This window comes from [Bacillus] enclensis (genome assembly GCF_001456935.1).
GTDB lineage: Bacteria > Bacillota > Bacilli > Bacillales > Bacillaceae_B > Rossellomorea > Rossellomorea enclensis.
On the sequence record NZ_KQ758482.1, the window covers coordinates 116,474 to 129,332 of the forward strand.

At 44.3% G+C, this 12,859-nt stretch carries 11 protein-coding genes and 1 pseudogene; 2 read left to right on the plus strand and 10 right to left on the minus strand.

Annotated elements, in window-relative coordinates; translation table 11 throughout:
• Positions 1-611: 611 nt before the first annotated feature.
• The 5 genes from AS034_RS00555 to AS034_RS00575 all read right to left on the minus strand — a co-directional run bounded on the left by AS034_RS00555 (position 612) and on the right by AS034_RS00575 (position 6,414).
• The gene (locus tag AS034_RS00555) at positions 612-1,316 is read right to left on the minus strand and encodes a LutC/YkgG family protein (RefSeq protein ID WP_058298047.1); all 705 of its coding nucleotides are present in this window, start codon (positions 1,314-1,316) and stop codon (positions 612-614) included.
• Positions 1,316-2,743: a LutB/LldF family L-lactate oxidation iron-sulfur protein gene (locus AS034_RS00560; protein ID WP_058297060.1), complete on the minus strand. Its 1,428-nt coding sequence runs from the start codon at positions 2,741-2,743 to the stop codon at positions 1,316-1,318. The genes AS034_RS00555 and AS034_RS00560 overlap by 1 nt, the downstream gene beginning before the upstream one ends.
• 23 nt (positions 2,744-2,766) lie before the next feature.
• Complete coding sequence (locus AS034_RS00565) at positions 2,767-3,483, minus strand: (Fe-S)-binding protein (protein ID WP_058297061.1); 717 nt, start codon at positions 3,481-3,483, stop codon at positions 2,767-2,769.
• 225 nt (positions 3,484-3,708) lie between these two features.
• A complete protein-coding gene (locus AS034_RS00570) occupies positions 3,709-5,493 on the minus strand; it encodes an L-lactate permease (protein WP_058297062.1) in 1,785 nt (594 codons plus the stop codon).
• Positions 5,494-5,694: 201 nt separating this feature from the next.
• Positions 5,695-6,414 (minus strand): FadR/GntR family transcriptional regulator, encoded by a 720-nt coding sequence (locus tag AS034_RS00575; RefSeq protein ID WP_032086327.1) that lies wholly within the window; start codon positions 6,412-6,414, stop codon positions 5,695-5,697.
• Positions 6,415-6,583: 169 nt separating this feature from the next.
• On the opposite strand from AS034_RS00575, the gene AS034_RS00580 reads away from it, so the two are divergent.
• Entirely contained in the window at positions 6,584-7,132 is a 549-nt protein-coding gene (locus AS034_RS00580) for a 2'-5' RNA ligase family protein (protein WP_058297063.1), read from the plus strand.
• 44 nt (positions 7,133-7,176) lie between these two features.
• Here AS034_RS00580 and AS034_RS00585 read toward each other — a convergent pair whose 3' ends face one another.
• The 5 genes and pseudogenes from AS034_RS00585 to AS034_RS22595 all read right to left on the minus strand — a co-directional run bounded on the left by AS034_RS00585 (position 7,177) and on the right by AS034_RS22595 (position 11,513).
• The gene (locus tag AS034_RS00585; protein ID WP_058297064.1) at positions 7,177-8,031 is read right to left on the minus strand and encodes an AraC family transcriptional regulator; all 855 of its coding nucleotides are present in this window, start codon (positions 8,029-8,031) and stop codon (positions 7,177-7,179) included.
• 352 nt (positions 8,032-8,383) lie between these two features.
• Positions 8,384-9,709: a coiled-coil domain-containing protein gene (locus AS034_RS00590; protein WP_141687640.1), complete on the minus strand. Its 1,326-nt coding sequence runs from the start codon at positions 9,707-9,709 to the stop codon at positions 8,384-8,386.
• A gap of 50 nt (positions 9,710-9,759) precedes the next feature.
• Positions 9,760-10,800, minus strand: coding sequence for a hypothetical protein (locus AS034_RS00595; protein ID WP_058297066.1), 1,041 nt, complete (start codon positions 10,798-10,800; stop codon positions 9,760-9,762).
• Positions 10,801-10,954: 154 nt separating this feature from the next.
• Positions 10,955-11,323, minus strand: a pseudogene (locus AS034_RS00600) (M67 family metallopeptidase); the annotation flags it as partial.
• 25 nt (positions 11,324-11,348) lie between these two features.
• Positions 11,349-11,513 carry a hypothetical protein gene (locus AS034_RS22595; protein WP_156416128.1) on the minus strand — a complete coding sequence of 55 codons (165 nt, stop codon included), beginning with the start codon at positions 11,511-11,513 and terminating at the stop codon, positions 11,349-11,351.
• Positions 11,514-11,647: 134 nt separating this feature from the next.
• Between AS034_RS22595 and AS034_RS00605 the strand changes: the two genes are divergently transcribed.
• The gene (locus AS034_RS00605) at positions 11,648-12,850 is read left to right on the plus strand and encodes a hypothetical protein (RefSeq protein ID WP_058297067.1); all 1,203 of its coding nucleotides are present in this window, start codon (positions 11,648-11,650) and stop codon (positions 12,848-12,850) included.
• Positions 12,851-12,859 lie beyond the last annotated feature (9 nt).

Genomic DNA, 12,859 nt, shown 5'->3' on the forward strand with positions numbered 1-12,859 from the left:
GGGAAAAGCTCATCACGGTGATGGATTTATGGGGAGGTAAGGCGCTGAACCTTTTGAAGGTTACTAATGTGCCGGGAATCTCGGTTCATGTGTGGAAAATTGACAATAGGTCGGAGTAGTTGAGATATGCTGTGCGAAAAATGATGTGTCACCCGGCTGTTATTGGACAAAATCCGTCTCCGCTCTTCATTTTAAAGCGATCTTAAAGACAATTGTGCATTTTCCTGTGGTAATTGATCCTCTCCCACGGGTTATTAGGCCCTTTAAAAAATATTTGTGCCTCTCATCAGATTTATTGCGCCTTTCAATTTATAATTGTGCCCCTCTCCAGATTAATTGCGCCCTTCAGTACAATAATTATGCCCTTCATGTCGAAAATTCTTTACTTGGGACAACAAATAGGATTCCATCACGTTTAGGTCATGGATCCCACCTAATTATCGAAATCAACAGTAACCTGGTATTCTAAAACACTAATTTGTCAAAACCGCTTTTAAACTGCACCCATGGGGAATACCATCACGGAGAACGAGCTCCATCACGAATTCACTCCACTTTTCCGGTTAAAAATAAAAACACCTGACTCAAAAAAAATCAGGTGTTCACATTCCTCATAAATCATCCACAATGACATAAGTAGCCTTAACCGGGCCATGCACACCGACGATGAGGTTCATTTCAATATCCGCTGAGTTGCTGGGACCTGAAATGAAATTCACGCAGGAGGCAACAAGTTCCCCGCTTTCGATTTTGTCGTGGATGCTTTTGGCTGCCTGTGTCATCCTCGGGACGATGGTGCTTTTTGGGATGATGGCGATGTAGATGGCAGGGAGCAGGCTGACAGCCCGACCTTTTCCCCTGTCGCTGAAAAGGACCACGGTTCCTGATTCCGCGAGTGTCATATCACTGAAGGTGATTCCTACATCTGCAACGGCTGAAAAAGCAAGGTTTTCATCCCTGGCTTCTGTATTCCAGACGTGATGGGTGAGGTCCCCGTCCCCGATATCAGCAAGGCCGGCTTCTTCAAAACGCGGGTCGTCCCAGCTGACAACGGACTTCCCTCCATATTGTTTGATTAAATGCGGGATCAAGGTTGAAAGCTCGCTCGTGACGGTCTCGTGTACCTCTGTATGAATCAGTTCGCACTGTTTTTTCAGCACAGCGGCAAGTTCATCCTGGGAATAGCCTTTATACACTTCCCATTGAGGGTTGTGCTGCCACTCGGGTTTCACTACTTCCACACGACGATCCCGGCCAAGGTTCTTTGCCAGCTTATCTAAAAAAGATCCCCTATTATGGATTTGTCCGATCGCCATCATTTGTCACCTTCTTTACTTCTCTTCTTATACCAATCCCTGAACCGCTCTTTTTTCGGCGCCGGGAATTCACGGATATCGGTCCAGTTCTTCAGCGGTCCCGGTCCTTTCGAAATACTTCCGTCTTTTGTAAAAGCGGCCAGTGATGCGGGTGCAAGTTTCGAGCCGATGTTGTACATGGCCGGGGATGCGGTCCCCATGCTGAACGCCTTCATCGACAGGTTTTCAAAAACCGGTGCCTTCCCTTCACGCTCGACGATCTCCTGGCGGTGTTTAAGCAAATGCTCGTGCAGCGGGATTTTCACCGGGCATGCTTCCGTGCAGGCTGCGCACAGGGTCGATGCATATGGAAGCTCTTTATATTCTTCGTATCCGCCAAGCAGCGGGGATAATACAGCCCCCACCGGTCCCGGATAGATTGAACCGTACGAGTGTCCGCCTACATGACGGTATACGGGACACACATTGATACAAGCTGCACATCGGATACAATGGAGAATGGACTGAAAAGCTGTGCCAAGGATTTTCGAACGCCCATTATCAACGATCACCAGGTGGAACTCCTCGGGGCCGTCCACATCATCTTCTTGCTTCGGTCCTGTCAGAGCGGTGATATAGCTTGTAAGCTTTTGTCCGACTGCCGCCCGCGTCAAGAGGCTGACAAGAACCTCCATCTCTTCCCATGTAGGCACGATCCGTTCCATGCCCATGACGGTGATTTGCGTCTTGGGAACGGTTGTCACCATTCGTGCGTTCCCTTCATTCGTTACGAGGGAAATCGTTCCGGATTCTGCGATTGCAAAGTTGCAGCCGGTGATGCCGATATCTGCCTGCAGGAATTCTTCTCTTAATTTTTCACGTGCAAACAAAGCAAGTTCTTCAGGCTTTTCCGTTTTGTCATACCCGAGTTTGTTTCTGAACACATCCCGGATTTGCTCTTTATTTTTGTGAAGTGCCGGAGCAACGATATGGGATGGCGGATCATGATCATCCACTTGCAGGATCCATTCGCCCAGGTCGGATTCGATGACCTCGCAGCCGGCTTTCTCAAGTGCTCCATTCATATTGATTTCTTCCGTGACCATCGATTTCGATTTAACTACTTTTTTTCCTTCTTTCTTCTTGACGACTTCCGTAATGTATTCGTTTGCTTCTTCAGCCGTCTCTGCGAAAAAAACATGTCCTCCGCGTTTTGCCACATTCTCACTTAAAAGCTCGAGGTAATAATCGAGGTTCTCGATCGTATGGGATCTGATTTCCTCACCCAGCTGCCGCCACTCTTCCCAGTTACCGAGTTCTTCTGCCGCATTCAGGCGCCCGCTGCGCAACCGTGCTTGTGCGGAAGATACAGCCCCCCGCATGAATGTATCGGCGATTCCGCTCGACACTCTATCATTGAAGGGTTTATCCCCTATTTTCATAGCCATATTGCTTTCCCCTCCTCTATTTCCTATTGACTGTTCAAGACTGAGGCAATGTGCATCACCTTGATTGGTTTGCCTTTCCGGTCGATCCTGCCTCCGATGTTCATCAAGCAGCCGCAATCCGCTCCGATCAAGATGTCCGCTCCCGTCTCTTCAGTACTCGTAACCTTTTCATCTACCATCTGTTCAGAGATTGGAGACATTTTCACTGAAAACGTCCCGCCAAATCCGCAGCAATTATGATTGTTTGGAAGCGGATTCATTTTCAACCCGTCAACCTTGCTCAATAGTTTCATTGGCGCTTCCGTCACACCGAGCAGGCGGGTCATATGGCAGGACGTATGATAGGTGGCATTCCCATCCAGTTTTGCCCCGACGTCCTCCACACCAAGGACTTCGACGATGAACTGCGTGAGCTCATACGTTTTATCGGCGAGGTTTTTCGCCCGTGCCTCCCATTCTTGATCTCCCTTAAACAGGTGGGGATACTCACGGAACATCGTTGCACAGGAACCTGAGGGTGTCACAACATAATCGGATGCCTTAAAAACAGAAATCATATGCTTCATAGATTCCTTTGCCTTTTCAACATGCCCGCTGTTATAAGCAGGCTGACCGCAGCATGTCTGTTTCTCCGGAAAATCCACCTCGCATCCAAGCCTCTCGAGGAGCTCGACTGTATCCCTGCCGACGTCTGTCTGAAAAATGTCGATTAAACATGTCACAAATAGTGAAACCTTCATGATCGTTCCCCATTTCTTTTGAAGAAGCTCCTTATAGAAGTGATGAGTTCTTCTTTTATCGTAAATTATTATTTGTAATTCCCTGAATACTCTCTTTTATTCTATTAAATACTAGTGTAAATCTAACGGCCACCATAGTCAACAGGTCATCAGATGACTTTGTTTTTGTTTAAGTAAAAGACCCGTCCCCTGCTTTTATAGAAGTGACAGGGGCGGGTCATGTATTTATGCCGTTTTTCTCAGTTGTTTTGCTTCTCTTCTATTTTGTCTTTCCCCTTTTAAGATAAGGGTGAAGATGAATAGGGCGACACCAGCCAGGATGAGGGTGCCGATATTCAGTCCAATCCCGTTGATCGCCACGTATCCGATCGCTCCTGCAAATATGACGTAGAATGTCATCGGAATCAGAGTTTTCCTGATCAGGTTTCCTTCCTTGCCGATGAGTCCTGCGGAAGAGGATGCCGCCACTACGTTGTGAACGCAAATCATGTTTCCGGCTGCACCGCCGACTGCCTGCAGAGCGACGATCGTTGCAGGTGCCGCCAGGATATTATCGGCAACCCCAAATTGGAACAGGGAGAACATCATGTTGCTGACGGTGTTGCTTCCCGCTGCAAACGCGCCGATCGCTCCGATTGTCGGGGCGGCAAGCGGCCAGTAACTTCCGAAGATGCTGGAGATCCCTTCTGCCAGTGCCAGCGGCATGCTCGTATAATCGGCTGCGTTAATTCCGGAGTTAATGAAGACCTGCACCATTGGCACTGCAAAGATCAAGGCGGCCATCGCACTCACAATCGTCTTAAACGAATCCTTCACCGCGCGGGAGTATTCCTTCATATTCATTTTAAAGATGAAGATTGAAATCAGCGAAACAAGAATAAAAATTGTTCCCGGTAGATTCAGCGGTTTTGAAGCGACCGTGATTTCTGTACCGAATAACGTTTCCAGATTGATGACCCACGATTGCAGCCAGGCTGAGAATGGCAGGTAGCTGACCCGGGTAACGACTAATAAAACCGCTACCAGCAGATATGGCAGCCAAGCCTTCACGAAAGAAACATGTTGTTTCGGCTTATCGGATTCATCCACTTGCAGTGTACCCGTCCATGCCGGATCCCAGTTCGTTTCTTTATCAAAATCCCACGTTTTCTTCGGGATGAACAGCCCTTTCTTTGCAGCTGGAACCACAATGGCAAGCCCCACCAATCCGCCGATGAGGGATGGGAACTCTGGTCCCAGGAGATTGGCCACCAATGCGTAAGGAACGGTAAATGACAATCCTGCAAAAATGGCAAACTTCCACATCGCCAGTCCTTCTGTGATCGACTTATTTTTACCAAAGAAATAGGTGAGCATTGTGACCATGAATAGAGGGATGAAAATTCCGATTACACCGTGGATGAGTGCAACCTGGCCCCCTATTCCATTTATGTATGCGTCAAATGTCGTCCCCTGCTCTGCGACATATTTCTGGACAAGCGGAGAATCCTTTAATCCCGAGTTCACACCGATGAGGATAGGCGTGCCGACCGCCCCGTAGGATACAGGCGTCGATTGAAGAATGAGTGCGACCATGACAGCCCCCATCGCCGGAAATCCGATTGCTACCAAAAGCGGCCCTACAATCGTGGCAGGCGCCCCCCAGCCCGCAGCCCCTTCAAGGAAAGAACCGAACAGCCAGCAGACAATGATCGTCTGAACCCGTCTATCCGGGGAGATACTCGTAAATCCCTTCCGAATCGTAAAAATGGCGCCGCTTTCTTTCAGTGTATTCAATAAAAGAATCGCGCCGAACACGATGACACCGACTTCCAAAGCCGTCACAATCCCCTTAACACTTGCTGCAGCAACTTGATTTCCGGGCACCTTCCATACAACCATTGCCATGATAATCGTGATCAATAATGAAACCGGCATCGCCCTTTTGGCCGGCCATCTTAAAATAACCAAGAATAAAAACACAGAGACAATCGGTAATGTGGCGATCCACGCCAGCGTACCAATACTCATCCCCTCCATCTCCCTTCAATAACGTTAAATGTCTGTCAACACATTAACAGGTCATCAGATGACCTGCATTATAAATAACAGTATAATTAAAACGCTTTCACATCACAATGGTATTTTTTAAATTTTATAAAAATAATCTCACATCCACAAAAGAAGGCCCGTCCCGCACTGCTTTAAAGCGGTGCGGGACGGGCCTTCTAGTTATTCATTCATCTCATCAAAATAATTCATCAGGACTTCTTCCACACTTTGAAGATGATCGAGCATCAATTTCTGTGCTTCGCTTCCATCCTGCGCTTCAATGGCTTGATAAATCTGCTGATGCTCATTCCAGAGCCGGTCTAGTGTCGACTTTTCTGAGTAAAGCCACAATCTTCGGGTTTCACGCATCGTGGTGACCATCATTTCTGACACATTGTTCATCAGCCCGATCAACAGTTCATTATGAGAAGCTTTCGCGATGGCCATATGAAAACGGAAATCGGCTTCCTCCCCCAGTTCCTGATCATTGGCCGTTTCCATTTGGTCGAGGGCTTCTTTTATTTCAGCAAGCTGCTCATCCGTCCTTCTGTCGGCTGCTGCCTGGACGGCACCGACTTCGAGGATACGCCTCACTTCCAAAAGGTTCTTCACATCATCTTTTTTCATCAATACAGCTATGTAAACCGGGAGCGACAGCATTTTACTGTCAAATTCACGGACATACGTCCCTTCCCCCTGGTGCATTTCCACCAACCCCATCGCCCGGAGCGCACTCAATGCTTCACGAACTGCGGAACGCCCGACTTGAAAATTTTCAGCGAGCTGCTGAACCGATTCCAGCTTGTCCCCGCTCTTCAATTGACCAGACTTGATCATATCGATCAGCGCCTCGGCCACTTCCTCATAAATCTTTCGCGGTTTAATACGTTTATAATTCACCAATTCTCACCCCATCAATGTTCCTATGTTTGATTTTATAGTATTGTAGGATCAGGGACAATGTTTTGAAACTTTTTTCACTTGAGTCCGTAAATACATTCCAGAGATGGTTACCCCCGCCCGAAGTGGGGTATCGAGGATAGTATACATAATTTAAGGTGGTTACGATATGTACTGGGTGGTTGCCCTGTTCGATGAACAAACGGAACAGCTGATAAAAGATGTGTGGAAAGAGCTGCGTGATGAGGATATTTCCTACTACATAGACGAAGTTAAAGACGGCAGACCTCATCTGACGCTGGCAAGCTATAAAGAATTGGATAAGGAAAATTACATAAGGCAGATGGATATTTTTTATGATGATAATGAGAGTTTTGGCGTCACCTTCAATCATGTGGGGACTTTCTTAAATTATAATACTCTGTTTTTGTCCCCGACGATGACGCAGGAGCTGCTGGATTTCCATACAGATCATCATAAACACTTTGAAACGTTCAGCACAGAGGCCAATAAATTATATGAACCGGGACAGTGGATCCCCCACTGCACTCTTGCTAACAAGCTTGAAGTGGATGGATTGTCAAAGGCTTTTCATTATTGTGTTGATCGTGTAGGTCTCACTGAGGGAAGGATAGAGGAAGTGGGCCTGATAGAATTGGTGAAGCAGGACGGGGATGCAATGGAAGCCCCCCTTATCTATTCTAAGAAATTGAAGTAAACCGAAAAAGAAGCTTGTAAAGTCCGCAAGCTTCTTCTTTGACGTTATTTCTTTTTAATCGGAATCCACACTTCACTCCGGTAGTCTTCATCTTCAACATTGCCTGTTGGATACAGCTCAAATTCCGGTCCTCCCGCATGTTCATAGCCGGTCGATGGGAACCATTCTGAGTAGATCCTCTCCCAGACGTGCTGGATGGCATGCGGCATCGGTCCCACCGATGTGAATACTGCCCATGTTGCTGCAGGGATTTCCTTGGACTCAAACGTATCGCTTGCGCCCTCGCTTTCCGCCCCGATGAAATAGGTGAATTCCTCTGCAGGATGATTGAATTCCATACAGATGCCCAACATTTCACCTGTCCCTGCTTCAGAGCAGATGGCTTTTGAGGTTCCGTTATGATTCACCTCACTCCAGAACTTTGGGATTTCCTGATGATTTTCCCCATCGGTCGTTTTCATCCTCAGCCCTTTTCCAATTACGTTGAATGACTCCCTCTTTACAATCTTATAGTCCATTTCCTTCTCTCCTTTTAATTGTATTTGAAAAGAGATGCGCGGGAATGCTTTAAGGCTCGCCCCTGATTCCCTGACTGCCGAGGGAGATACTCCATGAACTTTCCTGAACGCTTTAGAGAAGGCTTCCGGTGTTTCGTATCCATATTGAAATGCCACATCGATCACTTTGCTGCCGGTGTCCGTCAGTTCCTGGGCAGCAAGTGTCAGCCTCCTCCTGCGAATGTAATCCGCCACAGTAAACCCTGTCACGATATGAAACATCCGCTGGAAGTGGAATTTCGAACTAAGGGTGATATGAGCCAATTCGTCGAGCTCAATCTTTTCATGAAGATTGTCTTCGATATACTCGATACAGTCATTCATTCTTTGGAGCATCTCCATGCGGTTTTCATCTCCTTATGTAAAAAATTATAGCAACCCCGGGTTTCATGGTCCGGTTCCATTGTGCTCAGTGGTGACAGATTGATTTTCTGAGAGTTTATAAGAGCCTGAAGATTTCTCAGTACTCAACACTACTTACCATTCTCCAATTAACAGGGAGATTCCTTTAATATGTTTTTATAGATTACCTTGGCATTCACTCGACATTTAAATCAGCCCCATCCGTTTCGCCTGTCCACTTCGTCACATAAGCAGCAGTAATGTCAAAAGGAGCAGAAAAGGCTGTCTACAAGACACTGAGAGCATGACTCGATCTGTGTCACGCTTTCTGATACACCGCCATTCAGTGGGATCAGCCATTCTGCCCCTTTAACATTTGTGCCTTCAGGTAGTGAATCTCTTTTGTTAAAAGCCTTATCTCCTCTTCCATGGAGTAAATAATGGAAAGATTCATAGTCAGTTTACTTTCATACTTTGAGGCGAGGTTTGACAACTCTTTGATTTGTTTTTCAAACCCATTATCATCATTCCTTGATGTGTGGTTGACCTTATTGGTGGACAAACTATGCAGCTCTTTTTCAACCTCCTCGACCTTCATCATCAATTCTTGATTATGACTTTCCAATCTTGCTAACTGTTGTTGATATAGCTTTTGTTCATCTTCCAAAGTGTTGGATTCTTCAAGTGCCCGAACCAGTGATTCGTTCGTTTGTTTCAATTTTTTGTTTACTTCCAGGAGTTCCTCCATCTTTTTTGATGCATGGGGAGGACCGGCGTCATGTTTCTGTATCAGTTTGTGGTTATCTGCTTCTGCCTGCAGTAATTTAGCTTTCAAAGCTTCAAGTTCGTGTTGCAATGCTTGTATCATTCCCGACGACTCATCTTTTTCTTCTTTTGTATTTTCTAAGGTTTTTGTAGTCTGTGAGAGTTTGTCTTCCATTTTTTGTTTTTCCTTTATCTGCTCCTGCAGTAAGGAACGGGCATTCTGGATGTCAGTTTCAAGCTCTTGATTTATTCTTTTTACTTCTTCAGTTTCTGATTGAAAAGCTTCTTGAGCGGAAGTGATTTTGTTATATTGAGTGGTCTTTTCTTTTAATTCTTTGATCGTTTTTTTTAGCTCAGACCTCAGTTTTTTGTTCCGCCTGTCTTTTTTCTGCTGCTCTTTTTTCTCCTTTGCCAGCTCCTGTTTGAGTTCTTTGTTTATCGACACGGCTTGTGTTATTTCTTCTTTCAGCCTGGAGATTTCTTGCTGATGATCATGCTCGGCCGATTGTAATTCACTGTGGAGCTCCTTGCTTTTTCCTTTCCATTCTTCCACTGCGGCGTTCTCAGTAACTAATTGCTGCTTCAAATTAGCAATCTCAAGGGATAATTGTTGATTTTCCTTCACTTGAGCTGCTAATTGTTCGTGGTTCGCTTTAATATGATTATTTTCACCTGTTAACTGCAAGTTCATTTCAGTTAAAGCATTGATTTCTTTTGCAAACTCTTCCTGAAGTTCTTTCAGGTACGCTGTCAGCTCGTTATTCTTCTCCTGCGCTTTCTCAAACTCCTGAACCGTATAGTTTTTTCTATACCTTTCTACTTTTCTCTTATATTTTTCCAACTCTGCTTTATAGTAGAGGATCTTTTGTTCAAGTAGAATGGTTTCATCCGTTTGTTTACGCTTTTTGCGCATATCATCTTCACCCCCTTCCTGATTCACTGTCAGCAAATGGCTCCCTTTGATTATCTTGAATTGTTGAAAGGATTTATTACAGACGAGGACGATCCCAGATTCTTTGCTTCATAATATTTTCTTAATGCTTCTTTGCTTTTTTGATTGTCATCTGAATCATGATAGGGTTCCGTGAAGTCATTCGGTGCATAGGGCTGACGATTTCGAGATTGTGACTGGACAGCATGGGTTCTTTGATGATTAAAGTGCTCATTTGCATATGGATGATTAGGTTGGGCTGACAGCATTTCCTTTAATTGCTTGTTTTCAGTACTGATTCTTTTATTCACTTCTTTTTGATTAGAAATCGTATTCTTGATTTGTTGTATGGCTCCCTCGTATTTGTTCTCATTTTCATTCATTTTTTCAATCGTTTGCTTTAATTGCTGTATTAATTGTTTATTTTCTTCTTCTTTCTTCATATAGGTGATCAACGACTCCTTCATAAGCTCAATCCGGGACTTACTCTCTGACACTTCACCTTTCAGCAGCTCGATCGAACTCAGCAACTGGTCGATTTTATCTCCTGCATGGTCTTGATTTTCATCTTTCTGGGAATTCCAGAACATATAACTCCACTTCTTTCTGCTTGTTTGTTTAAGCATTCTTACCGATTTATAAAAAGAATCAAGATCTTCCAGGATCCCTTCATACCGGGGCAGAATTTCTGCAATGATCCTGTTGATGTTTTCTGCTGTTTTTTCTTTTTCAAACAAATTTTTCTCCAGTGAAAGTAAGATCTTCAGTACCGATGAAGGCTTTCCTTCTGCGTTTCCTGAAGAAATTTCCGGCAAAGAATGTTCAATATAGGATTGGGGTGATGATAGAGTTGAACCAGGTACAGTTCCTAAGCCTCCATCTTTGATTGAATCCCCCGCCTGATAGGCTCGAGCAGGAAAATCACTTTTGTTCAGCAGCTGACCCAGAGCAGAGTTTAATCTTTGGAATTCTTTCAAAGAGTCCTTCATTTGATTGAGCGCTTCTGAATAAGCGGTCAGCTTTTCTTCATGGTTTTTCAGGTTTTCCAAGGAAAGCGGATCTGGATTCTGCATACTAACACACCTTCTTCGTTATCTCATATTTAATATATGATTGCAGTGAAGCTTAGGTGAAAGGGGATCTCTATTTCTTTCTTGTGTGCTGAAATCACATTTGCATGCTAAAAACTCGTAATCCTGATGAATTACGAGTTTTATAGAATTTTAATTAAACAAGCTCAATCTTCAACTCTGTTACAAGGCTGTTTTCGATTAAGAAACATCGCACAGCCGGTTTATTTTGAACAAGTGAAACGATAATATAGGGAATCTCGGGATAATTGTGGAACAGAATGTCTTCCTGTGAAGGGTATGCCCTGTCCGTGGGATGAGAATGGTAGATTGCCATCCACTCCTCGTCCCTGTTCTTGAAGCCTTTGAAAGCCCTGCTGATTTCATTTTCACTCATAGAAAAAGAAACAGGACTGCGATCCACGTTTCTCATCCGGCAAATTTCAGTTGCCATTCCGTTCTTGCCTGATAATAATCCGCATGCCTCAAGGGGCAGCTCTGTTTGGCAATGTATGATGAGTTCATTGTAGAGTTCCCGTGATAGGTGAAAATTACGATTTCTTGTTTTTCCCGCAGCACCCTTTTACTACGTTATCCGCAGTTTTTTTAATGGTATTAACAGGCTTCTTAAAGGAAGTTTTCATCTGGTTATTTGCCTGGCCATTCATTGCTTTAAGATGCTTTTGAACACTGTTATAAAAATTCTCAAATGCCATTTATTCATCACTCCTTTATTTTTACATATATATATATATGTCCAGTGAATAAAACTCGTACCATCATTAGGGGAAAATAGGTTATTAATAGACTGAAGCCCCATTCCCTGTTACCCGTTAAAAGGAGGATAAACATGGAGATAACTGTAGAGATTTCAGGTATCAGGCAAGGCTCGATATCTTATGAGTCCATTCCTGCATTTCTGCTGTTTGTTGACAATCTCGGATTTGAAACGTCTTGGGATTCATCTCAGACATTACAATTAAAGCCTCGTGCTTCATCAAAGAAAGTTGCCCTTTCCCATGGTTCATCCGTTACTCACTCCCACAGGAAACGCGATTTAGAATCGCTGATATTAAAGGAAATGGAAGGTTTTTTGGTTCATGATGGCATTGAGGTAACAAAGAAAAAGAAAAGAAATAAAATCGCAAACACTGACCTCCAAATGATGGTAGAAGTCCTCGAAGATAAGAATGCAGCAAAAACCCAATTGGACCTTTCTTATACGAATCACGATTCCTCCCATACATGGCTTGATTCTCTCCAGAGACAAGTTGAAGCTTCGGGATTCTCATTTTGTGCACGGAAAAAATTTGAGTCATCCTCACCACAGCTTCAAGTGACAATACGTTTTCCTAAAAAGATGGAAACTAGTGAGAGGACCATGAAACTTAAGCAAGCTTCCATGATCCTGACGATGGGTGTATTGGCCTATATGAATACACACCATCCACTGTCTTCGTTTTCTCTCATCCCATTTAATGAGTTATCTTCATTTCTGTCCCCTCCTCCCACTGAAATAAAGGATACAAGTAAAACGGCAAGTCATGAATCCAACATTACGAGTCTACCCGCAGAAGAGATGAAAATAATAGAAGCCGAAGCTTATTTTGACTATCATGTCTTGTTACACAAAGAAGACAGCTCAAAGGTGAAGATCATGGGCAGCTTCCATCTGAAAAATACAGGAACGGAGGCTTTGCAGAATCCTGTTATCTGCTTTCGAATAAGTCCTGTGAACAGCGTAAAAATTTCCGGACAGATTCTGCCTCCGAATGTAGTCGAGACAAAGGGAGTCCAGGGAGATTACGGTTCAAAAGGCTGGAGATATCTGAATGATTCCTGGCATAAAGAGATTCAGGAAAAAGGGGAAGTATGGATTTGTCCTGTTCATTCGCTTCAAATACAACCCGGACATTTTGAATCTTTCCAAAATATTCAAATGACCCTCCTGCAGCCGGAAGAACATGATAAAGTGTCGATCCAGGGTTTTGTCTTCTTCAATGACAACGATCTTCAAATCGAAGCAAATAATCAAGTATCTCTTTCTTTCTAAACTGAATAT